This is a genomic window from Actinobacillus porcitonsillarum (genome assembly GCF_003101015.1).
Classification (GTDB): domain Bacteria; phylum Pseudomonadota; class Gammaproteobacteria; order Enterobacterales; family Pasteurellaceae; genus Haemophilus_A; species Haemophilus_A porcitonsillarum.
Genome location: NZ_CP029206.1, coordinates 2,234,463 through 2,256,885, shown reverse-complemented (window position 1 = coordinate 2,256,885; position 22,423 = coordinate 2,234,463). Strand labels below are relative to the sequence as shown.

Sequence of the window (22,423 nt, the reverse complement as noted above, 5' to 3'; positions counted from 1 at the left end):
CGTAAACCGATATGGTAAACGCAAATGATATGGCTACATAGCTCAGCTGGTTAGAGCACAACACTCATAATGTTGGGGTCGCAAGTTCGAATCTCGCTGTAGCCACCATATTGCGGGACTGGCGAAATTGGTAGACGCACCAGATTTAGGTTCTGGCGCCGAGAGGTGTGTGGGTTCAAGTCCCTCGTCCCGCACCATTTATCAGTTTACAAAAAATTAGTGTTGGGGTATCGCCAAGCGGTAAGGCACCGGGTTTTGATCTCGGCATCCCTAGGTTCGAATCCTAGTACCCCAGCCATCTAATTTACTCATCATTATAAACTAACAATTGTTAGTTTTTTTCTTTTGGGGTATCGCCAAGCGGTAAGGCACCGGGTTTTGATCTCGGCATCCCTAGGTTCGAATCCTAGTACCCCAGCCATCCTTCTTCCGATTTTATTTTCATCATCCGTTTCTATTAAATATCTAAATTGCTTTTGATTTCTTTTAAAATTCATTAAAATTATGTCAATTTTATTTTTATACTTTAAAGGAAATTTATCATGCAAAAAATTAATCCAACTCAAACGGCTGCTTGGCAAGCACTTGAACAACATAAAGCTGAAAATTTAACCATTCCTCAATTATTTGCCGAAAATGCTTCCCGCTTTAATCAATACTCTTTAAATTTTGCAAATCAAATTCTGGTCGATTACTCTAAAAATGCGGTTAATGATAAAACCTTAGGTTTATTACGCCAATTAGCCGATGAATGCCAATTAACATCAGCGATAGAAGCGATGTTTAGCGGGCAAAAAATTAACCGCACTGAAAATCGTGCTGTATTGCATACCGCATTACGTAACCGTTCGAATACACCGGTTTATGTTGATGGCAAAGATGTGATGCCGGAAGTTAATGCTGTTTTAGCAAAAATGAAAGATTTCTGCCAACGCATTATTTCAGGCGCATGGAAAGGTTATACCGGCAAAGCGATTACTGATGTGATTAACATTGGGATCGGTGGTTCGGATTTAGGTCCTTATATGGTAACAGAAGCGTTACGTCCATATAAAAATCATCTCACAATGCACTTTGTATCAAACGTAGATGGTACTCATATTGCGGAAACGTTGAAAAAAGTAAATCCTGAAACCACGCTTGTGTTGGTAGCTTCTAAAACCTTTACCACTCAAGAAACCATGACAAACGCTTTGACCGCTCGTGAATGGTTATTAAGCCACGCAAAAGATGAATCAGCGGTTGCAAAACACTTTGCGGCACTTTCAACTAATGCTTCAGAAGTGGCTAAATTTGGTATTGATACCAACAACATGTTTGAATTCTGGGATTGGGTTGGCGGTCGCTATTCTCTTTGGTCTGCAATCGGTTTATCTATTGCGCTATCTATCGGTTTTGAGAATTTTGAGCAGTTATTAGACGGTGCGCACGAAATGGATAAACATTTCCGCAACACGCCAATTGAACAAAATATTCCGGCAACATTAGCACTGATTGGCATTTGGAACTGTAATTTCTTAGGTGCAGAAACCGAAGCACTATTACCTTACGATCAATACTTACACCGTTTTGCCGCTTATTTCCAACAAGGGAATATGGAGTCTAATGGTAAATTTGTTGGTCGTGATGGCAAAGCGGTAACCTATCAAACCGGTCCGATCGTTTGGGGTGAACCGGGAACAAACGGACAACACGCTTTCTACCAGTTAATTCACCAAGGTACGAAATTGATCCCTTGTGATTTTATCGCACCGGCACAAACACATAATCCGGTTGGCGACCACCATGCTAAACTGCTTTCAAACTTCTTTGCTCAAACAGAAGCACTTGCGTTCGGTAAATCAAAAGAAGTGGTAGAACAAGAGTTCTTACAAGCGGGTAAAAAATTAGAAGATGTTGCAGAAATCGTACCGTTTAAAGTCTTTACCGGCAATAAACCGACTAACTCAATTTTGGTTCAAAAAATCACACCATTTACGCTTGGGGCGTTGATTGCAATGTATGAACATAAAATCTTTGTACAAGGTGTTATCTTCAACATTTACAGCTTCGACCAATGGGGCGTAGAATTAGGTAAACAGTTAGCAAACCGCATTTTACCTGAACTTCAAGGCAATGAAGAAATCGCAAGCCACGATAGTTCAACGAATGGCTTAATCAACCAATATAAAGCGTGGCGTTAATTTCATCTATTCAAAAGGCTCTCATTGAGAGCCTTCTTTTTTGCAAAAAATCCGCAAAATTTTACCGCTTAAATTAAATTTACAGTAGAATAGCTTTATTTTTTAGCACACAACATTAGATACTTGGAGTGATTAGATATGCCTAAATTACGTTCAGCGACCAGCACACAAGGTCGCAATATGGCAGGTGCGCGTGCATTATGGCGTGCAACGGGAATGAAAGAAAATGACTTTGGTAAACCGATTATTGCGGTGGTGAACTCCTTTACCCAGTTCGTACCGGGACACGTGCACTTAAAAGATATGGGGCAACTTGTCGCCGAGCAAATTGAGAAAGCAGGCGGTGTGGCAAAAGAGTTCAACACCATTGCGGTTGATGACGGTATTGCGATGGGACACGGCGGTATGCTCTATTCTCTACCAAGCCGTGATTTAATTGCCGACAGCGTGGAGTATATGGTGAATGCGCACTGTGCCGATGCGATGGTGTGTATTTCAAACTGCGACAAAATCACCCCGGGAATGTTAATGGCGGCATTGCGTTTAAATATTCCGACGATTTTTGTGTCCGGCGGTCCGATGGAAGCAGGGAAAACCAAGCTATCCGACCAAATTATCAAATTAGACTTAGTCGATGCGATGGTGCAGAGTGCAGATAAAAATGTGTCTGATGCCGATGTTGATGCGATTGAGCGCTCTGCTTGCCCAACTTGTGGTTCTTGTTCAGGTATGTTTACCGCAAACTCAATGAACTGCTTAACAGAAGCTCTCGGTTTAAGTTTACCAGGCAACGGCTCTTGCCTTGCAACGCACGCTGACCGCAAACAGTTATTCTTAGATGCCGGTACGCAAATTGTTGAGCTGTGCAAAAAATATTACGAGCAAGATGATTTGTCTGTATTGCCACGTTCTATTGCAACCAAAGCGGCATTTGATAATGCAATGAGCCTAGATATTGCCATGGGCGGTTCAACTAATACGGTTTTACACTTACTTGCCGCAGCACAAGAAGCGGAAGTGGATTTCACGATGGCGGATATTGATCGCCTTTCTCGTAAAGTACCTTGCTTAAGCAAAGTTGCACCAAATACAGCGAAATACCATATGGAAGATGTACACCGTGCAGGTGGGATTATGGCAATTTTAGGCGAGCTAGATCGTGCAGGGTTATTGAACAATCAAACTCGCACGGTGTTAGGCTTAAGCCTTGCGGAACAAATTGCGAAGTACGACATTATGCTGACCAAAGATGAAGCGGTACATAAATTCTTCCGTGCAGGTCCAGCAGGTATTCGCACCACTAAAGCCTTCTCACAAGATACCCGTTGGGATAGCGTTGATGATGACCGCCAAAACGGTTGTATTCGTAGCAAAGAGTTTGCGTACAGCCAAGACGGAGGCTTAGCGATGTTGTCGGGCAATATTGCCTTAGACGGTTGTATCGTAAAAACCGCAGGAGTGGACGAATCAATCTTAAAATTCAAAGGCGAAGCCATTGTATTTGAAAGCCAAGAAGATGCGGTTGCAGGGATTTTAGGCGGAAAAGTGCGCGCAGGACACGTGGTCGTTATCCGCTACGAAGGTCCAAAAGGCGGGCCGGGTATGCAAGAGATGCTTTATCCGACCAGCTATTTAAAATCCATGGGCTTAGGCAAGGCTTGTGCGTTATTAACGGATGGGCGTTTCTCCGGCGGTACATCAGGCTTGTCTATCGGACACTGTTCACCGGAAGCAGCCGCAGGCGGTTTGATTGGTGTCGTTAAAGATGGCGATACCATTGAAATTGACATTCCAAACCGTAAAATCGAACTGGTTGTGCCTGAAGCTGAGCTTGCTCAACGCCGTGCAGAACAAGATGCGAAAGGCTGGAAACCAGCAAACCGTCAGCGTGAAGTCTCTTTTGCACTAAAAGTGTACGGACATTTTGCGACTTCAGCGGATAAAGGTGCGGTTCGCGATAAAACCAAAATTTAAGATGTCATCGTAAAAGTAGGCTGATTGATCTTTCTTTAATCAGCCTATTCTTATTATAAGAAACGGAGAAATAATGGAAATTTTAGATTTATTACAACGCCGCCGTTCTAATAAACAATTTGGCGATATTGCACCAAATGAAGAGCAGCTACAACATATTCTAAAAGCGGCTTTACGCGCGCCGGATCATGGAAAAATGAAGCCTTATCATTTCGTTGTGATTGAAAAAAGTGGTATGGGCAAATTACGTGAGTATTTAAATGCCGCCGCTATTGAATTTGAAATGGACGAAAAAAATGCGGCAAAAGCAGATAAGCTTTCTAGCCAAGCCCCAATGGTTATTGGTATTGTAGCGAAAATTGATCATCAATCGCCAAAAGTACCCGCTTGGGAGCAAATTGTTACTGCCGGTTGTGCAACCTATGCAATGCAATTAGCGGCTAATGCGCAAGGTTTTGAAACCGTTTGGATCAGTAAAAAATGGGTTGAAGGTACGGCAATTCGCCACGCTTTCGATTGTACTGAAGGCGATAAAATTATCGGGTTACTTCTTATCGGTTCGCCAAAAGAAGATGATGGTATTTCTTTGGCTCGAGAAGCTGAAGACCCAACAAGTTTTGTCAGTTTTATTCGTTAGATAAAAAATGAAAACGATCTTAATTACAGGCTGTTCTTCCGGTATTGGCTATGCGACAGCGGTGCTGCTAAAACAACAGGGCTGGCGAGTTATTGCCAGTTGCCGAAAAGCCGAAGATGTTCAAAGATTACAACAAGAAGGTTTTGAGTGTATTCAGCTTGATGTTACCAATTCAAGCCAAATTGTAGCAGCGTTTGAATATATCAATGCAAGCGGTCAATTAGATGCGGTTTTTTGCAATGCGGGCTACGGGCAACCGGGCTGTGTGGAAGATATTCCAAGAGAAGCATTACGAGAGATTTTTGAGACCAATGTTTTTGGCGTTTGGGAAGTGATGAACCACGCACTCAAAATCTTTCGCCGCCAAGATCACGGCAGAATTTTAGTTACCAGCAGTATTTTAGGATTTGCCGCAATGCACTATCGTGGCGCTTACAATGCCACAAAATTTGCCCTTGAAGGCATGGCGGATACTTTACGTTGTGAGCTATATGGCTCGAACATTTATATTAGCCTGATTGAACCGGGTCCTATTCAAAGCCGCTTCCGCCCTAATTCTGTTGAGAAGTTGGAAAAGTATATTGATGTGGAAAATTCCTTCTTAAAACACTTGAACCAATCGCAATATCAACGCTTAACCACCAAGGGTAATGCTAACCCCTTTGCTTTGCCGGCTTCAGCTTGTGCGGAGGCTTGCTTACAGGCACTTAATGCCGAAAAACCAAAAGCACGTTATCAAGTTACTTTCCCGACCAAATTATTTTGGTGGCTAAGACGTATTTTGCCAACAGTATTGTTTGATGCGATGAATCGTAAATTTGGTGGATAAATAAGCCCTCATTAACGAGGGCTTTTAGCTATCTTAATAATCTTTGACTATTTAACACGACCGTAATTGACGAAAGTGTCATCGCAATTGCCGCAATCATTGGATTTAACAGTGTGCCGGTAAAAGGATAAAGTACGCCGGCTGCAATCGGGATTGCGATCACATTGTACATAAATGCGCCCAGCAAACTTTGCTTCATATTTGCCAAAACACGTTTAGAGAATGGCAGTATTTGGGCTAAAGGCGCTAGTCCTTGCTGCATAAGTGATAAATCTGCGGTTTCGATTGCAATTTCAGAACCATTTTGCATAACCACTCCCACATTTGCTTGCGCAAGTGCCGGTGCATCATTGATACCATCGCCTACCATTGCTACTTTTTTCCCTCCAGCTTGAAGTGCTTGGATTTTCTCCGCTTTTTGCTCTGGTAGCACATCTGCAATTACGCCATCTAAACCTAATTGTTGGGCAAAATACTCTGCGGTAGATTGGCGATCACCGGTAAGCATCCAGCATTGATAACCATTGGTTTGGAATTGCTGGATCATCGCTTTGCTCTCTTCTCGTAGTTGATCTGAAATTGCAAAATAACCTGTTGCCTGTTCATTGATACTGATGTAAACAACGGTGCCGTGTTCTTCTAGAGAAACATCAAATTGAGAAGCAGCATTTTCCATAAATTTAAGATTACCGATTTTAACTTTATGACCATCAAAATATCCGCTAATGCCTAGCCCTTTTACAATTTGAACTTGCTCAATATCAAGATCTGCCGCCTGTTCAGCGTAATTAACAATCGCTTTGGCTATCGGGTGGGATGCGTGTTTTTCTAAGCTTTTGGCTAAAGAGAGCACAACATCGGCTTGAACATTTCCAACGGTTTGCATTTGTGTGACTTGCATTTTTCCTGTGGTGAGCGTGCCGGTTTTATCAAAAACAAGGGTATCAATCTCACTACTTGCTTGTAGCGCTTCGATATTTCGAACAAGCACACCAAATTCAGCTGAACGAGCCACGCCGGCAATGGTAGAAAGTGGAATGGCTAAGCCGAGAGCACAAGGGCAAGCAATGATCAGCACCGTTGTAAAAATCGCAAGTGCGAAGGCAAAATCTTGCCCTAATGCTAACCAAATTAGGCTGCTGAGTAGCGCAATACTGGCCACAACAGGTACAAAAACACTGGCGATTTTATCGACAAACTGAGCCAATGGCGGTTTACTACTTTGAGCGTGGCGAACAGCGTTAATTACCCGCGCTAATGCAGTTTGAGAGCCAACTTGTTCGGCAATGTAAATTCCTGCACCATCTTGAATGAGTGTACCGGCTCGAACTTTATCGCCCACTTTTTTCTCAATCGGCAAGGCTTCGCCCGTGAGCATTGATTCATCAACCCAAAGATTACCGCTTTCCAGCACACCATCAACGGCAAGGCGATCCCCTGCTAATGCTTGAATGCGCATTTGAGGTTTAATGCCTTTTACCGGAATAGTTTTTGCAACATTATCTTCAAAAATGACCGCTTGTTTTGGGGCTAAGTCGAGCAATTTTTCTAAAGCGAGTGAAGATCGTTGTTTGGCTTTTAGTTCAAGATATTTACCTAAATTGATAAAGCCAATGATCATTACACTTGCTTCAAAATAGACGTGCGCAGAAGGTTGAGGGAAAATCAGCAAGCCGAAAGAGTAAAGCCACGCCACACCGGTGCTTAAGGCAACTAAGGTATCCATATTTGCCGAACGATTTTTCAGGCTTGTCCAAGCGCCTTTGAAAAAATCTCTACCGCTAAAAAACATAATGGCAAGGCTGAGAAAAGCAATGACGAACCACCACAAGTGATTATCGGCATTGACATTCATACCAATCAGCATACCTATCGCCATAATGGAAAAACCGCCCACTAATGCAAAAATAAATTGCTGTTTTTTATGGGAAATCGTTGCTTGTGTTTGGGCTTGTTGTTTAATTCGGCGTTCTTCCTCGCTCTCCAGTAATTCTGCAGAAAATCCGATTTTTTCGACCGCTTGTAACATATTTTGAGGTAACGCATTCCCCTCAACAAAAGCGGTTTGATCCGCAAGATTAACGGAAGCAAAATTGACACCTTCGACTTTCAGTAATGCTTTTTCTACCCGGCGAACACAAGCCGCACAATGCATACCGCCAATCAAAAGTTGGGTTTCAGAATGGGACATATTTTCTCCGTTGAGTGAGTTTATTTTTTCGTAATTCCCTCTCCCTCCGAAAAATGTTTCACATTTTTCTCCACCCTCTCCCGCAAGCGGGCGAGGGAAAGATGAGTAAAGCTCTGAATAACCAATTTTTTCAGCGTTTGCTGAAATGCCTTTATCGGTACGTTGTAAGCTAAGTTTTTTGAATTATCTACGATACCTATTCTTCCCCTCTCCCGCTTGCGGGAAAGGGTGGAGAAAATCCGTCAAGGATTTTCGGAGGGAGAGGGCAGGCATTATATTTCGGGGCAAATGTAATTTGCCCCTACAAAAAATATTGATGTAATGGGTACACCGCGCCCTTTAAACACTTGCCTCAAACCCAATATCTTCAACCGCTTCAATTAAGGTTTGTGCTGAAACATTACCTTCAATAATTGCTTGTTGTGGTTCTAACGTTACGTTTACTTTTTCCACACCTTCAACAGCGGATAACGCTTTTTCTACGCTTTTAACACAGTTGCCGCAATGTAAACTGTCTAATTTTAATGTAATTGCCATCGTAAACTCCTCATAATAAAAAATGACAAACTGAGATTTGTTGTGTATGCTAAACCTTAACACTAGGTTAAGGTCAAGTAAAAAATGAATATTAGTCAAGCTGCGAAACAAACAGGGCTTTCAGCCAAGCAAATTCGAGATTATGAAAAAGCAGGTTTATTGCCTGAAGCACACCGTTCAGAGGCAGGGTATCGTATTTATTCGGAGAGAGATTTAGCACAGCTGCGCTTTATTTATAATGCACGTAAAGTCGGCTTTTCTTTGGCACAAATTATGGTCTTATTAGCTTTAAATGATAATCCAAGCCGAACAAGTCGTGAAGTGAAACAGATCACTGAACAGCATATTGTGGAGTTGGAACAAAAAATTCAAGATTTGCAGAATATGCTTTCTTTGCTGAAAAGCTGGAGTAAAAGTTGTTGTGGCAATGATAGCCCAGATTGCTCTATCTTAAAGGGATTGACAAAATAAGCCTATCTTCACTTGATTTTACATAACTTGACCGCAATATTTTGGCTATTATTGTGAATTTCACGTATAATCGCGCCAGAGATTTTTAACGATATTGAGCATGTATTTATTTAAACACTTTCATCGTAAACCATTTTTATCGCAATTTTTCCTCGGAATACTTGCGATTTTTGCGTTACCTGAAATTCAGGCGCAAACGGTGGAATGTGAACCAACCGTTATCAATCAATCTCTTGTGGCTTATTCTGTTAAAGAATGCGAGCAAGAACAGCATATCTTTTTTCTTTCCGAACTTAAGCAAGAATCTCCTGTATTAGTACAACAAGCGGTTGTTTTTACAGAATTTTTTGCAAAATCTTATTATTTTGACGGCAATCCTAATCAGCCTATTCGTGCCGGTCCGGTGTTTTCTTAAGTGACTTATTTACCCAGTATGATGTAACAAATGTATGAATTTAATCTCTTTTCATATTGTAAAGAGTGCAGTAGGGGCGCCACGCTGGCGCCCGTGAATATAAACTTTCCATAATACTAAAATGGTTGGATGCCAGCGTGGCATCCCTACATTGTCTTCTTAATAGTCGATGCATCATACTGGATTTACCTTAAAGGTAGGACGTTAGAATGTTCTGCCTGCAACAAAATAATTTATTAAGATTTACAAAGGATACTCAATGATTTCAAAAATTTTAACCGCTATTTTCGGCTCAAGTAATGATCGCACATTAAAACGTTTAAGAAAAACAGTTAATAAAATCAATAAATTAGAACCGGAATTTGAAAAATTAACGGATACAGAATTACAAGGCAAAACCGCTGAATTTAAACAACGTTTAGCGAATGGCGAAACGCTTGCGGCGATGTTACCGGAAGCATTTGCTACCGTTCGTGAAGCAAGTAAGCGTGTTATGGGTATGCGCCATTTTGATGTGCAGTTAATTGGTGGTATGGTTTTAACAGAACGTAACATCGCAGAAATGCGTACAGGGGAAGGTAAAACTTTAACTGCAACATTACCGTGCTATTTAAATGCTTTAACGGGTAAAGGTGTGCATGTCGTTACTGTAAACGATTATCTTGCTCGCCGTGATGCTGAAACTAACCGTCCACTCTTTGAGTTTTTAGGTTTAACGGTTGGCGTAAACGTACCGGGTATGGCACCTGAAGAGAAACGTGTAGCATACCGTGCGGATATTACCTACTCAACAAACAGCGAATTAGGCTTCGATTATTTACGTGATAACCTTGCACACGATAAAAATGACCGCTTCCAACGTGAGTTACATTATGCCTTAGTGGATGAAGTGGACTCTATCTTAATTGACGAAGCCCGTACACCGTTGATTATTTCAGGTCCTTCAGAAGATGCGACACAAATTTATCAAGCGATTGATCAGGTTATTCCACATTTAGTTTTCCAAGAAAAAGAAGACAGTGAAGAATATACTGGCGAAGGCGACTACACCCTTGATCTTAAAAACAAACAAGCGCATTTAACCGAGCGTGGTATGGTTAAGGTTGAAAAAATCTTAACTCAAATGGGTTTAATGCAGGAAGGGGAGAGTTTATATCAACCTGCACGTATTTCATTATTACACCACACTTACGCAGCACTTCGTGCACATAAATTATTTGAGAAAAATGTTGATTACATTATTCAAAATGGCGAAATCGTAATTATTGACGAACATACCGGTCGTACCATGGCAGGGCGCCGTTGGTCTGATGGTTTACATCAAGCCATTGAAGCAAAAGAAGGTGTGAACATTCAAGGCGAAAACCAAACAGTGGCTTCAATCACTTACCAAAACTATTTCCGTCTTTATGAAAAATTAGCAGGTATGACGGGAACAGCAGATACGGAAGCCTTTGAATTCCAACAAATTTATGGTTTAAATACGGTGGTTATTCCAACGAACAAACCCGTGTTACGTAAAGATCATACTGATTTAATGTTTAAGAGCGAGCCGGAAAAATTTGCCGCTATCATTAAAGATATTCGCGAATGTATTGAGCGTAATCAGCCTGTACTCGTGGGTACGGCATCGGTGGAAAAATCAGAGCTACTTTCTGAAGAATTAACCAAAGCAGGTATTGCTCATAACGTATTAAATGCGAAATTCCACGCTCAAGAAGCTGAAATTGTTGCCGATGCAGGCTTACCGGGAGCGGTAACTATCGCCACCAATATGGCTGGTCGTGGTACGGATATTGTCTTAGGTGGTAACTGGAAAGCCGAAATTGCGAAACTTGAGAACCCAACTGAAGAGCAAATTGAAGCGATTAAAGCAGCTTGGAAAGAACGTTACGATATCGTAATGGCTGCCGGCGGTTTACATATTATCGGTACAGAACGCCATGAATCTCGCCGTATCGACAACCAGTTACGTGGTCGTTCAGGCCGTCAAGGCGACCCAGGTTCATCACGTTTCTACCTCTCACTTGATGATGCGTTAATGCGTATTTACCTCAACGAAGGTAAGCTCAATATGATGCGTAAAGCCTTTACAGAAGAAGGCGAAGCGATGGAGTCAAAATTATTAACGAAAGTGATTGCATCTGCACAAGCGAAAGTAGAAGCGCACAACTTTGATGGTCGTAAACATCTTCTTCAATACGATGATGTGGCTAATGAACAGCGTAAAGTTATTTACGAGCAACGTAACTACTTACTTGAAACAGATGATGTTTCGCCAATGATCAACACGATTCGTGATGATGTATTTAACAGCGTGATTGACCAATATATTCCACCGCAATCTATTGAAGAGATGTGGGATATTGAAGGTTTAGAGCAACGCTTAGAACGCCAATTTGGCATGAAATTACCGGTTAAACATTGGTTAGAAGAAGAAAATGATCTTCACGAAGAAACATTACGTGAACGTATTATTAATCTTGCGAAAGAAGAATACCAAGCGAAAGAAGCGATTGTTGGCACAGAAGTGATGCGTAATTTTGAAAAAGGCATCGTATTACAAACCCTTGATGAGCTTTGGAAAGAACATCTTTCAGCGATGGATTACTTACGTAAAGGGATTCATTTACGCAGTTATGGTCAAAAAGATCCGAAAAATGAATATAAGAAAGAATCTTTCGCAATGTTCACTGAAATGTTGGATCACTTAAAAATGAACGTTATTAGTGTTTTAAGTCGTATCCAAGTACGTAGTCAGGAAGAAGTGGAAGAAGCTCAGCGTCAACAAGCAGAAGCAGCACAGGCAGAGGCTTCTCACTATGAAACTTCTGCTGAAGAAGAGCAGTTAGAAAACTTAACAGAAGAGCAATTGGCAAATTTAAATATCGGTCGTAATGATCCTTGCCCTTGTGGTTCTGGTAAGAAATATAAACACTGCCATGGCAGCAAAGCGAAATATGCGTAACAATCAGTAAACAGAATAAGCGGTTCGATTTTTCTCTTTTTTGCGAAATCGAACCGTTGTTTTATCTTATGAATACAGCAGAACAAACATTAGAACAACGATTTCAGCAACTTATGCAATGGCGAAATGAAGCAGATTCGCCTGCGAAAATGTGGACATTGCTCAAACAATTTGACCGCTTTTTGATTGATTATCCGGAACATATTGCCGCAATACATAATCGTTCAGATTTACTTAAACATCTCGGATTATATGAGCTTGCTTTAAAGGAAGAAGAACGTTGCTTAGCGCTTGTACCTGATTTTGCAATGGGGTGGTGTAATAAAGCATTTATTTTGAATGCATTAGGACGCTACCCAGAGGGGTGGGCAGCCTATGAATGGCGCTTTAAAACAGATGTTGCTACTTTCCAAGATCCAGGTTGGCCGATTCCTCGTTGGACTGGGGAAGAGATAGGGCAAGCTCGTTTACTCATTTATGCAGAACAAGGTTTGGGCGACAATATTCAATTTGTTCGTTACGCTATTGAAGCAAAAAAACGAGGTTTGAATGTGGTTGTGGTTAATCATCAACCATTGGAAGAACTCCTAAACGCTAATTTAGCCCGTTATGGCGTGGAAAGTGCCGCAAATGGCAGTAGCATTAGTAATCTTAGCTATTATGTTTCAATGATGAGCTTACCGCATTACTTTGGCACAACATTAGAAAACATTCCGTCTCCTGAGGCTTATTTACAAGCTCTTCCTAATGATTTAGCAAAATGGCAGAGGAAAATAACCGCTTGTAAACGCCCTAAAATTGGCGTAGTGTGGTCTGGTTCAGTAAAGCATGATCGCGATCATATTCGTAGCCTTTCATTTGAACGTTTTGCCCAATTATTTCAACTTGAGGCAGAGTTTCATTGTTTGCAAAAGGTGGTAACTGAGCAAGATCTTAATCAAGCGCAGCGTTACGGTTCCCTTTATTTTTGGCATAACGAGTTACATGATTTTTCTGATACTGCTGCGTTAATTGCACAAATGGATTTGGTCATTAGTGTTGATACCTCTGTTGCGCATTTGGCCGCAGCAATGGGAAAACCAACGTGGATTATGCTGAGTTACCACCCTGATTTTCGTTGGCTACTTGATCGAAACGAAAGTCCTTGGTATAACAGTGTAAAACTCTTTCGACAAAATGAAAGTCAAACCTGGGATAATGTTATCTCAACGATTTACCAACAACTTAACCAATATATACAGGAAGCACAATATGTCTAAACCCATTGTTCAAGTTGCAGCAGGGATTATTCGCAATGAATTTGGGCAAATTTATCTCACACAACGCTTAGAAGGGCAAGATTTTGCTCAAGCATTGGAATTCCCTGGTGGTAAGGTCGATCCAGGTGAGACACCAGAAGAAGCGGTCGCAAGAGAATTAGAAGAAGAAATTGGCATTCAAGTATTAAGCGCCTTCCCTTATGAACATTTTAGTTTTGAGTATCCGACAAAAGTGATCGAATTTTTCTTTTATCTGATTGAAGAATGGGTTGGCGAACCTTTTGGACGAGAAGGGCAAGAAGGTTTTTGGATTGCACAATCAGAATTGGATGAAGGGCAGTTCCCACCCGCAAATGAACGTCTTATTGGTAAATTAAAAGCTGAAGTGGCGAACGAAAGAGAGCCAAAATTTTAGTAGCTATTTATAGCATACAAGTATAGCTTTCCAAAAAATTAGAAATTATATTGTCTACTATTCCATTAGTTATACTGCATTTGACGCGCCATTTGAATGCTTTGAATTACCGCTCGGCGGTCAATGGATTCATTTTCGCTATCTAGCACTTTCCGCCAATAATCAATTGCCTTTGTGTAATCTTTGTTGCGAAAAGCATTTGAGGCAAGCAGCAATAAACTCGAACCCTCTTTGGCATCTAAAGCTAATGCCTTTTCAATCCACTGCTCGGCTTGCTCGGTAAGTGTCTGTTTATGTTGATAGTAATCTGCCGTTGCCATTGCCCCTAAAATGGCAGCTTTTTCGCCTAAAACCTTCTGCGCATTGTCATAACAAATTAAAGCTGACGTAAAATCGTTATTTAGCGCATAAGCCTGCCCTAGTTCATACCACAAGTTACCATCATTAGGGTTTTGACGTAAACGATCTTGCAAATTTAGAATGTAGCGCTCATTTTTTTGCTCTTTTTGTTCTAAATCGAATTGGACTTGAAAGGCTTGGTGCATCTGTTCGCCTTTTTGCACAATCTGATAACGTCCGGATTGCCAGTAAATTGCGCCACTCATCACAAGTAACATAGCAAACATCAATAACATCACAAGCGGTGATAATTTCTCTTTTTTTTGCGAAACAGGCTCGCTATAAGATTGTTCAAACTGATAACGCGCTGTTGCTTCATTCAGATATTCCGTTTTAAGATCTTCGGCAAAAGATTGTGCAAATTTAACCGCTTGTTGGTAAGTTTCTGTATTTAATTGTTCACGTGTTTTCATTTTTCCCAGCCTGTTGGTCATGTTTTTTATGATAGGTTCGCCATAAAATCGTCCAAAAAAGCACCACCAATAATCCTATCGGAAATCCCCACAATAGCCACGTTTGTGGATTAAACGGCGGTTGATAATTCACAAAATGCCCAAAACGCTGTGTCATTGTATCAATGATTTCTTGGTCTGATTTCCCTTGATTAACCATTTCATACACTTCTAAACGTAGCTTATAAGCCGTGGTTGCATTAGACTCCACGAGGTTTTGATTTTGGCATTGTGGGCAACGTAAAGATTTGGCTAAATTCACCGCACGAATACGATCGGCTTCATTATGAAATTGGAAAGTATCTACCATTTCGGCTTGCGCTACATTAAAAACAAGCGGTAGAAAAAAGAGTATTTTTTGCCAAAATTTCATCTATTATTCCTTTTATTCCCTTTTAAGGTGCTTTACGTAAGGCTTCTAACCGAGGTAGAAAATCTTTTTCAAAATCAGGATTATAGCCTTTTTGCTGATAGCGAACGATCCCGTGTCTGTCAATCAAATAACTGGAAGGTGCTGAAGACACTTTTAAGGTCTGAATTAAAAATCCTTTTTCGTAATCATCAATCACGAGCGTAAACGGGTTTCCCCAACGATTAAGAGCCTCTTGGGCATCATTTGGTTGATCGCTATAAGTTAAACCGACAATCGGTACACCTTGGGCTTTTAATTTCAATAAAATTGGAAATTCTTTAATACACCACGTACACCAACTTCCCCATACATTCAAAATATAAGGCTCTTGTGGCAAGCTCAAATTTGTTATTCTAGCATTAGGATCGAGCAAATTTTTACCGACAAATTCCGGAAAAGGCTTATCTTGCCAATCTTCTGTGGGAGATAGCGCATCTTTATTCATTAAAGGTACTGTTAAAAAAGCAACAATACCGATCAAAAAAAACAGAGGGATAAACAATAATACTTTTTTCATTACTCTTCCTTTAACGTTTCCGATAGCCTAAAAGCGCCAATAAAGCAGCAAAAATCATCATCACACCACCAAGCCATAATGCTCCCACATAAGGTTTATAATGTAAGCGAAAGGCATATTCTAAATTACCGAACTTATCTCCCATGACAATATAAATATCATTCAGCCCTTGATGATATAAACCGACTTCAGCCATTGTCATTGTGCGAATATCGTAATAACGGCGCTCCGGTTTTACTTCAGCAAGCGTGCGATTATCTTTTGCAATGGTAAAAATGGCACGTTCAGCAGTGTAATTGTCGCCAATCACATCTTGATAATCTTGGTATTTAAACTCAAAGCCGGCTAACGTTGCCGTTTGTTGAGGTTTCAAACGAACGCCGATTTCATCACCATAATAACTGTTCATCATAGCGCCGATAATACAAACAGCAAAGCCTATATGTGCTAAGCGCATCGCAAGCGGTTTTATTTTCCACATTGTTTGCGAATAAGGGATATGCGTTAAAATCAACCAAATCGCTAACGTGATAAACACGGCTGGTAAAACTTCAACTTGAAATACGTGATGTTGAGAAATGGTATGATAAATCAATCCTAATGCCAACAACATTGCCACAGGCAATAACCACAATTTTTTGACAATAGCCCGACTAGAAGCATTTTTCCAACGTAATACCGTAGCAATGCCCATCACACACATCAACAACAATGTAAGTGGCATAAACAGCGTATTAAAATAAGGTGCGCCTACGGATATTGATCCCCATTGCATTGCGGTAAAGATCATAGGATAAAAAGTCCCTAATAAAACAACGCAAGTTGCCACCGAAAATAAACCATTGAGCAGTAAAAATGCCGTTTCTTTTGAACACAAAAAGAAACGAACTTCCCCTTGCCAAAGCCTAGTTTTTAATGCAAAAAGTGCAAGGGCAATAAAACTTAGGCTAAAAAACAAAATTAATAACGCCATACCGCGATCAGGATCAACGGCAAAAGCGTGAACGGAGGTTAAAACACCGGAGCGGACGATAAAAGTACCGAGCAAACTTAATGCAAACGCAAAAATGGCAAGTAAAATCGTCCAATAATTAAAAATACCACGCTGTTCGCTCACAATTAACGAGTGAATAAGTGCAGTACCTAAAAGCCATGGCATAAGCGAGGCATTTTCAACCGGATCCCAAAACCACCAACCACCCCAGCCGAGTTCATAATATGCCCACCAAGCACCTAAAATGATACCAGCAGTTAAAAAGCCCCACGAAAGCATTGCCCAAGGGCGAATCCAACGTGCGATTGCCGCATCAAAAATGCCGGACAGTAATCCTGCCACTACCATCGCAAAACTGACGGCAAACCCAACGTAGCCTAAATAAAGTAGCGGAGGGTGGAAGATTAATCCCACATCTTGCAACATAGGATTGAGATCCCTTCCTTCCGGAGGCGGCGGGAAACTGCGCTCAAAAGGGTTAGACACCAACAAGATAAAGAGCATAAAACCAAGCGAGATCAACGCTAACATCGCTAATGTTCGATTGGCAAACAAGCGGTCAATTTTTCGTGAAAAAATGCAAAAAACACCAGACCATAATGTTAAAGCGGTAAGCCAAAAGAGCATTGAACCTTCGTGTCCACCCCAGCTTGCTGCAAATTTGAAAAAATCAGGTAATTGACTATTGGAATGCTGTGCAACATAAATGACAGAAAAATCATCCGTCAGAAAAGCATTTGCTAAACAAGCAAAAGAAAGCCCGCAAGCTACCGCTTGAAGTAAGGTGAAAAAGGGATTTAACGCTAAAAAAGACGGAGATTTTCGGATCTCGCCCCATAGTGAAAAAAGGACTTGGCTTGTTGCAGTCATTGCCGCCAATAGAAGTGCAAAATAACCTAATTCGGGAAGCATTGATTATCCAATAACGCAAATAAAACTAGTGAAATTATGCCACAAATCCCAAAGATGAAGAAACGAAAAAACCTCATATACTCCGAGAGAGGTATATGAGGTTGAAAGATTTAAGTGAATAGGTTAGAAGGTGTAATTCACATTTACACGGAAATCACGACCAGCACCAACTAAACTATTGCCTCCAGCTCGTTGGCTATGACTTTTATAATTTTTGTTAAATGCGTTGTTTACTTCAAAATTAAGCTTTAAGTTTTTACTTGCATCCCAGCTAGCAAAGAAATCATTTACACCATATCCAGCTTGTTTAATTGAAGCACTATTGGAACTAGAACCTCGACTTGGAGAGCCCGTTTCGCCTTCAACAAAGCGTCCTTTCCAACCAATCTCTAAACTTGTCGCTTCAAATTTGTAAGAAATTAATGTTGTCCATGTACGCCCTGTCGCTACTGCAAAAACAGCATTATCTAAACTAGCATCATTGAAAGTAAACGTTTCAGGTTTACTTTCTGCAACACCGACTCGGAATTTAAAGCCACCTAATGTATAAGCACCACTTAATTCATAGCCTTGGTTACGTAAAAGCGCAGAATTAACAATCATATTATCTTTAATTGCATGTGCATCTTTTACTTTTTGCCAGAAATAGCTTCCGTTAAAGGAGATATTTTCTGTTAAATCATAATTAAATCCAATTTCCGTATTGCGAGCTTTTTCTGCACGAAGATTATCTGCAACATCTCTTAAAGTATTACCAGCCAGCATAGCCTCAAACAGACGAGGGCTACGACTTGCGTAATTTAAGTTTGTATTGAAACTTAAGTTATCTAATGCTTGCCAGATTAAGCCAACACTTGGATTAAAATCTGCATGGCTAACATCTTTACCACTATTGGCTTTAAACTTAAAGTAATCATAACGAGCACCCGTTGTGAGAGTAACAGGTCCCATGCCCCAGATTCCTTCAAGATAAAAACCTAAGTCATCTTTTTCTTGGTTACGTTTTACACCTGTTGGAACCATTTTTCCAGAATTTCGATTTCTAGCAATCGCTTCAATCGCATTTGGTTTTGCTTCTTGATGGCGATAATTTATCCCATATTTGAGCCAATGATTTTGACCTATTTCAGAATCTAAATCTAAATTGATACCGTGAGTTAATACTCGTGTTCTGCTGTTTTCGGAAGGTTCTTTACGAGATGTTTCGATACGATAAGCATTAGCTTTTGCTTCTGTAACAACCCCCATATTTTTACCTTGCCATTCTAAATTTGTTGTATCTTGACTGGTAATACGGTAACGAGGTGAATTATTTTCATCATAAGGAATGAAGGCACCATTCGCATCTAAAATATAGTAAGTGTCATTGCCACGAGATTTTCCAGCAAAAACATTACTCAATGTTTGACCATTTTTAAGATCTTTTTTTGTTCCTGCTTTATAAGATTGAGAAAAGTCAAACTCCTCACGTAATGCACGCTCACCATGATAGTGTTCTTGGCGATGACTTAATACTACGCGCTGATTTTCGGTAAAATCAATACCAAATTTGGCTAATAAACCACGTTGTGCTAATGCGCTATTTTTGACAGTATCTGAATTTTCTTTATTTAAATAACCTTTTCCCCCTTTATAATTTTCAAGGGTTTGCCAGTTACCACTTAAAACAGCATCAAAAGCACCAGATTTTCCGTATACTGTTGCGCCTTGAGAATGACCTTCATTGCTGCTTACTCCTGCATTAAGTTTAAAGCCAAATTCCTGACCTTCTTTTAATAAATCTTTTGCATCGACTGTTGTTGCTTCAATTGAGCCACTTGTTGCCCCAATACCTGCACTTGCAGATCCTGCACCTTTACGCACATCAATACGTTTAATTAAACTCGGATCTAACATGAATCTACTTTGATGGTGGAAAATAGGAGTGTCGCTTGAAGTATTATCAACTTTAAAATCAATTTGATCTTGCCCCATACCACGAATCGTTACCCATTGAGATGTACCGCCATTACCACCACCAAAGTTAATTGATGGTTCTTCTTTGAGTAAACTACGTAAATCAGAGGATGCTGATTTATTGAGATCTTTTAAGGTTACCGCATTTGTTTTAGCCTTTGCGCCACTATTTTCTGTGACAACATTAATTAAGCCAAGGTTTACACTATTTTCGGCATAAGCCAAAGGCGTTAATGCAACAAGCATTGCTAAAGAAAGTTTTGTTTTTGTAAATTGCATAATTAGAGGGTCCTACAATAAAACTTTAATACAAATTACTCTCATTTGAGAAAGTTCCGTAAATATATGTAAATCACAAATAAAAGTCAATATCATTTGCGTGATTGGCAAATAAAAAAATAGACCTAAGGGAATTAGGTCTATCTGATGATACAAAACACTTCTATTTTGTATTATTTAACATAAAATCACGATGTTGCTTACTTTGATATGGCACGATTTCGACTCTATCATCAAACTTAAGTAGTTGATAAAACTGAGGATGGTTAAATATACCTTCATCTAAATTCATAAGTGCGTTTTCGGCATAAAAGCGATTAATTTCTTTTATTTTCTCGTCCTTTGTGCCCTGGCAAGTTGAATAACTTTCCATATTGTTTCTTTCATCTAATACATAAACATTAAAGCAATTATTATCACTGTCTTCAAAGAAAAACTGTAAAAAGCCTTCACTGGCAAATTCATTGATCTCTTTTGGATAATGTGAAGATATGCCTCCCCCTTGAACATTTGCATTTTTTTGATCATTTTCGACCGCTTGTTCTTGAATAGGCTTTATTTGTACATTCTGATCGTTAAAAACAAATTGCCACGTTTTACCATCCACTTTTAATGTATTAAATACTTTTGTATAAACCGTTCCGGTTTGAACAGAAATACTACGATGGACTAAATCTGCAATAATTTCTCGCAATTCACTTCGGAATAATTGGCTATAACAAAATACATTTACAGATTGAGGTGGTGCAGAATCCCGATAAATTTTATTGGAAATGACCTTTAGCGCATTCAAAATCGCATTTTCGCCTTCAAAATGGTGAGTCCGAATTTCATTCCACATATTTCGATAGATGATACTAATACTTCCCACCAAATTTTGCTCTGAAATGCCTAAATTAAACAGATCACTTTGATGGAAGCTACGGCGATTATTTGAACCATGCTCCGTTGGATCATTTGTTAAGTTAATGGCCAAAATCAGGCTACGAATTTCATTCGGATGAAGTAGCTCTTCATTAGAAATTTGAGGCGCTGCGATGGGAAAAAAGAGTCTAAGATCCGTAATAAATTGACGAAGCTTCACTAAATCTACATGATTGCTTACAATGTGTAATGTCGTTTCTGCCGTAATAACACCATTGAAATAAGCCCACGCTACCAGTTTATTTAAATTTTTATTATATTGAACAAAGCGTTTCTCAGAATCATAACCACTTGTTGGGGTTTGATTCACAATATACCAACCGGCTTTCGTATTAATACCTTCATTCACTTCAATGAAAGAAATTGCTTTTTCAGATAAATTCGGAGCTATATTGGGATTGATTAGTGTTACTTTGCCAGGTAAAGCCTCAAACACGGAATATAATTTACGCATTAAAATATCCGTATCCGCTGTCATAATAGTCGGATCAATATGGAATTTTCGAGCAAAATTAATTAGATTCCGATAGCTTTGTAATAACTGTTCTACAAGCATTTTGTGTTGAGCCATTGCTTGCTTCATTTTCCAATGGGAACGATTATTTAAAATCTTAACATCCTCTTTTTGCCAATGCCATTGTTCTATCAATCCTTTAATCCAAGATTCACGCCAGTTATATAAGGTTTTACCTTCATTGGCTTTAAGATAAAAACATTGACGCAAGCGATCTAATCGTGAGTATTCATTACGACTTTCTAGGTAGGTAGTTACCTGTTCCAACATCGCTAAGTAAGGATCAAAGTGGTATTCTTCTTTTTCTTTAGCGAGTAATTTCTGTTTAAAAATTTTAGAAATTAGGGATGTTTCAGGATAAGTTTGCGCATAACTTTCTAGTAACAGAATTTTAATCGCCGATTTATAAGGGCTTTCAATCCCCTTATAAAGTTGCCACAAACTCGCGCCAAAAAACTCTGCGGTAGAGAGTGAAGAAAAGTCACCAAAATCGATCCATTGAGATAAATCAAGAGAGGGATGATTTACCGCTTGTTTATAAAGCTCATCAGGTAAATGCAACCAGAGCAGTCTTTTTCCCGCCAAACGAATAGCTGAACGATAAAATTCATCTAATAAGAAAAAATGTTGTGCTGAGCCACTATGTTCTTCGGTCACATGGCTATTATGGTGGTTTGTCTTAAAATGAAGAGGATTCATCAAGTAAAAATTAACTTCCACACCTAAATTCTTAGCCCATTGTTTGAGTTTGGCTAATTTTGTTTCCATTAATTGATACTGAGCATTACTCATACTATCTGAATAGCATAGCCATAAATCCAAATCCGATAAAGTTGTCTGCGTAATAGAGCCTGTACTCCCCATTGAATATAAACCATCAAACATAGGTTGTTCAGACAGCTCTTCATGATGATCACTTATTGTGTCAAAAAAACGTTGTTGATAGGCATTTAAATTAAAATGAGCAATTCCTTGGGGAGCATTCTCAACATACGCCGGAAATTCAGGAATATTGTAATGAATCAGTAATGGTAGAAGTAAAAAGACATGCTTAAAATGAGGGCTACCCGATGCTAACGCTCGGTGCATTCTTAACTGTTCTAGCGTATCAATCCGCTCTACTGCTTTGCCCATTTGGGTATTCAAATCTAAAACCAAAGCTGCTGTTTCTGCCTGATTTTTAAT

Annotated in this window: 17 protein-coding genes and 4 tRNA genes; 13 read left to right on the top strand and 8 right to left on the bottom strand. The window is 39.8% G+C overall.

Annotated elements, in window-relative coordinates; genetic code table 11:
- The first annotated feature begins 31 nt into the window (after window positions 1–31).
- From DDU33_RS10805 to DDU33_RS10770, 8 genes are all read left to right on the top strand, one after another.
- Window positions 32–108 (top strand) — tRNA-Met (locus DDU33_RS10805).
- 4 nt (window positions 109–112) lie between these two features.
- Window positions 113–197, top strand: a tRNA-Leu gene (locus tag DDU33_RS10800).
- A 26-nt stretch (window positions 198–223) separates the two neighbouring features.
- Window positions 224–298: transfer RNA gene (locus DDU33_RS10795), tRNA-Gln, on the top strand.
- Window positions 299–346: 48 nt separating this feature from the next.
- Window positions 347–421, top strand: a tRNA-Gln gene (locus tag DDU33_RS10790).
- Between the two features lie 121 nt (window positions 422–542).
- Window positions 543–2,183, top strand: coding sequence for a glucose-6-phosphate isomerase (gene pgi / locus DDU33_RS10785; RefSeq protein WP_108925186.1), 1,641 nt, complete (start codon window positions 543–545; stop codon window positions 2,181–2,183).
- Between the two features lie 138 nt (window positions 2,184–2,321).
- Window positions 2,322–4,157, top strand: a complete 1,836-nt coding sequence (ilvD, locus tag DDU33_RS10780; protein WP_108925184.1) for a dihydroxy-acid dehydratase — start codon at window positions 2,322–2,324, stop codon at window positions 4,155–4,157.
- Between the two features lie 73 nt (window positions 4,158–4,230).
- Complete coding sequence (locus DDU33_RS10775; protein ID WP_108925182.1) at window positions 4,231–4,794, top strand: NAD(P)H nitroreductase; 564 nt, start codon at window positions 4,231–4,233, stop codon at window positions 4,792–4,794.
- 7 nt (window positions 4,795–4,801) lie between these two features.
- Window positions 4,802–5,623 (top strand): SDR family NAD(P)-dependent oxidoreductase, encoded by an 822-nt coding sequence (locus DDU33_RS10770; RefSeq protein ID WP_108925180.1) that lies wholly within the window; start codon window positions 4,802–4,804, stop codon window positions 5,621–5,623.
- A gap of 28 nt (window positions 5,624–5,651) precedes the next feature.
- Here the strand turns inward: DDU33_RS10770 and DDU33_RS10765 are convergent, their stop codons facing one another.
- Window positions 5,652–7,814 carry a heavy metal translocating P-type ATPase gene (locus DDU33_RS10765; RefSeq protein WP_108925178.1) on the bottom strand — a complete coding sequence of 721 codons (2,163 nt, stop codon included), beginning with the start codon at window positions 7,812–7,814 and terminating at the stop codon, window positions 5,652–5,654.
- A gap of 339 nt (window positions 7,815–8,153) precedes the next feature.
- Window positions 8,154–8,351: a heavy-metal-associated domain-containing protein gene (locus DDU33_RS10760; protein WP_108925175.1), complete on the bottom strand. Its 198-nt coding sequence runs from the start codon at window positions 8,349–8,351 to the stop codon at window positions 8,154–8,156.
- Window positions 8,352–8,435: 84 nt separating this feature from the next.
- Here DDU33_RS10760 and cueR point away from each other — a divergent pair, with 84 nt between their 5' ends.
- The 5 genes from cueR to mutT all read left to right on the top strand — a co-directional run bounded on the left by cueR (window position 8,436) and on the right by mutT (window position 13,879).
- Window positions 8,436–8,822 carry a Cu(I)-responsive transcriptional regulator gene (gene cueR / locus DDU33_RS10755; RefSeq protein ID WP_108925173.1) on the top strand — a complete coding sequence of 129 codons (387 nt, stop codon included), beginning with the start codon at window positions 8,436–8,438 and terminating at the stop codon, window positions 8,820–8,822.
- A gap of 100 nt (window positions 8,823–8,922) precedes the next feature.
- Window positions 8,923–9,237 carry a secA translation cis-regulator SecM gene (gene secM / locus DDU33_RS10750; protein ID WP_108925171.1) on the top strand — a complete coding sequence of 105 codons (315 nt, stop codon included), beginning with the start codon at window positions 8,923–8,925 and terminating at the stop codon, window positions 9,235–9,237.
- A 259-nt stretch (window positions 9,238–9,496) separates the two neighbouring features.
- On the top strand, window positions 9,497–12,205 hold the full coding sequence (secA, locus tag DDU33_RS10745) for a preprotein translocase subunit SecA (protein WP_108925169.1): 2,709 nt from the start codon (window positions 9,497–9,499) through the stop codon (window positions 12,203–12,205).
- A 68-nt stretch (window positions 12,206–12,273) separates the two neighbouring features.
- Window positions 12,274–13,464: a glycosyltransferase family 9 protein gene (locus DDU33_RS10740; protein ID WP_108925167.1), complete on the top strand. Its 1,191-nt coding sequence runs from the start codon at window positions 12,274–12,276 to the stop codon at window positions 13,462–13,464.
- Complete coding sequence (mutT, locus tag DDU33_RS10735; protein ID WP_005818148.1) at window positions 13,457–13,879, top strand: 8-oxo-dGTP diphosphatase MutT; 423 nt, start codon at window positions 13,457–13,459, stop codon at window positions 13,877–13,879. Before DDU33_RS10740 ends, mutT begins: the two co-directional genes overlap by 8 nt.
- A 65-nt stretch (window positions 13,880–13,944) precedes the next feature.
- Here the strand turns inward: mutT and DDU33_RS10730 are convergent, their stop codons facing one another.
- The 6 genes from DDU33_RS10730 to DDU33_RS10705 all read right to left on the bottom strand — a co-directional run bounded on the left by DDU33_RS10730 (window position 13,945) and on the right by DDU33_RS10705 (window position 22,372).
- The gene (locus DDU33_RS10730; protein ID WP_108925165.1) at window positions 13,945–14,691 is read right to left on the bottom strand and encodes a TPR domain-containing protein; all 747 of its coding nucleotides are present in this window, start codon (window positions 14,689–14,691) and stop codon (window positions 13,945–13,947) included.
- Window positions 14,678–15,103, bottom strand: a complete 426-nt coding sequence (nrfF, locus tag DDU33_RS10725) for a heme lyase NrfEFG subunit NrfF (RefSeq protein ID WP_108925163.1) — start codon at window positions 15,101–15,103, stop codon at window positions 14,678–14,680. Before nrfF ends, DDU33_RS10730 begins: the two co-directional genes overlap by 14 nt.
- 22 nt (window positions 15,104–15,125) lie before the next feature.
- Window positions 15,126–15,659, bottom strand: coding sequence for a redoxin family protein (locus DDU33_RS10720; protein WP_108925161.1), 534 nt, complete (start codon window positions 15,657–15,659; stop codon window positions 15,126–15,128).
- A 10-nt stretch (window positions 15,660–15,669) separates the two neighbouring features.
- A complete protein-coding gene (gene nrfE / locus DDU33_RS10715) occupies window positions 15,670–17,565 on the bottom strand; it encodes a heme lyase NrfEFG subunit NrfE (protein WP_108925160.1) in 1,896 nt (631 codons plus the stop codon).
- Window positions 17,566–17,688: 123 nt separating this feature from the next.
- Window positions 17,689–19,800: a TonB-dependent receptor domain-containing protein gene (locus DDU33_RS10710; protein WP_108925158.1), complete on the bottom strand. Its 2,112-nt coding sequence runs from the start codon at window positions 19,798–19,800 to the stop codon at window positions 17,689–17,691.
- 163 nt (window positions 19,801–19,963) lie between these two features.
- The gene (locus DDU33_RS10705; protein ID WP_167390547.1) at window positions 19,964–22,372 is read right to left on the bottom strand and encodes a class I adenylate cyclase; all 2,409 of its coding nucleotides are present in this window, start codon (window positions 22,370–22,372) and stop codon (window positions 19,964–19,966) included.
- Window positions 22,373–22,423: the final 51 nt, after the last annotated feature.

What these genes read in the sequence shown, in the direction of transcription:
- secM (WP_108925171.1), top strand. Translation starts at nt 8,923, where the DNA reads ATGTATTTATTTAAACACTTTCATCGTAAACCATTTTTATCGCAATTT.
- DDU33_RS10720 (WP_108925161.1), bottom strand. Translation starts at nt 15,659, where the DNA reads ATGAAAAAAGTATTATTGTTTATCCCTCTGTTTTTTTTGATCGGTATT.
- DDU33_RS10710 (WP_108925158.1), bottom strand. Translation starts at nt 19,800, where the DNA reads ATGCAATTTACAAAAACAAAACTTTCTTTAGCAATGCTTGTTGCATTA.
- nrfE (WP_108925160.1), bottom strand. Translation starts at nt 17,565, where the DNA reads ATGCTTCCCGAATTAGGTTATTTTGCACTTCTATTGGCGGCAATGACT.
- mutT (WP_005818148.1), top strand. Translation starts at nt 13,457, where the DNA reads ATGTCTAAACCCATTGTTCAAGTTGCAGCAGGGATTATTCGCAATGAA.
- DDU33_RS10760 (WP_108925175.1), bottom strand. Translation starts at nt 8,351, where the DNA reads ATGGCAATTACATTAAAATTAGACAGTTTACATTGCGGCAACTGTGTT.
- pgi (WP_108925186.1), top strand. Translation starts at nt 543, where the DNA reads ATGCAAAAAATTAATCCAACTCAAACGGCTGCTTGGCAAGCACTTGAA.
- DDU33_RS10770 (WP_108925180.1), top strand. Translation starts at nt 4,802, where the DNA reads ATGAAAACGATCTTAATTACAGGCTGTTCTTCCGGTATTGGCTATGCG.
- ilvD (WP_108925184.1), top strand. Translation starts at nt 2,322, where the DNA reads ATGCCTAAATTACGTTCAGCGACCAGCACACAAGGTCGCAATATGGCA.
- DDU33_RS10730 (WP_108925165.1), bottom strand. Translation starts at nt 14,691, where the DNA reads ATGAAAACACGTGAACAATTAAATACAGAAACTTACCAACAAGCGGTT.
- DDU33_RS10740 (WP_108925167.1), top strand. Translation starts at nt 12,274, where the DNA reads ATGAATACAGCAGAACAAACATTAGAACAACGATTTCAGCAACTTATG.
- nrfF (WP_108925163.1), bottom strand. Translation starts at nt 15,103, where the DNA reads ATGAAATTTTGGCAAAAAATACTCTTTTTTCTACCGCTTGTTTTTAAT.
- DDU33_RS10705 (WP_167390547.1), bottom strand. Translation starts at nt 22,372, where the DNA reads ATGGGCAAAGCAGTAGAGCGGATTGATACGCTAGAACAGTTAAGAATG.
- DDU33_RS10775 (WP_108925182.1), top strand. Translation starts at nt 4,231, where the DNA reads ATGGAAATTTTAGATTTATTACAACGCCGCCGTTCTAATAAACAATTT.
- secA (WP_108925169.1), top strand. Translation starts at nt 9,497, where the DNA reads ATGATTTCAAAAATTTTAACCGCTATTTTCGGCTCAAGTAATGATCGC.
- DDU33_RS10765 (WP_108925178.1), bottom strand. Translation starts at nt 7,814, where the DNA reads ATGTCCCATTCTGAAACCCAACTTTTGATTGGCGGTATGCATTGTGCG.
- cueR (WP_108925173.1), top strand. Translation starts at nt 8,436, where the DNA reads ATGAATATTAGTCAAGCTGCGAAACAAACAGGGCTTTCAGCCAAGCAA.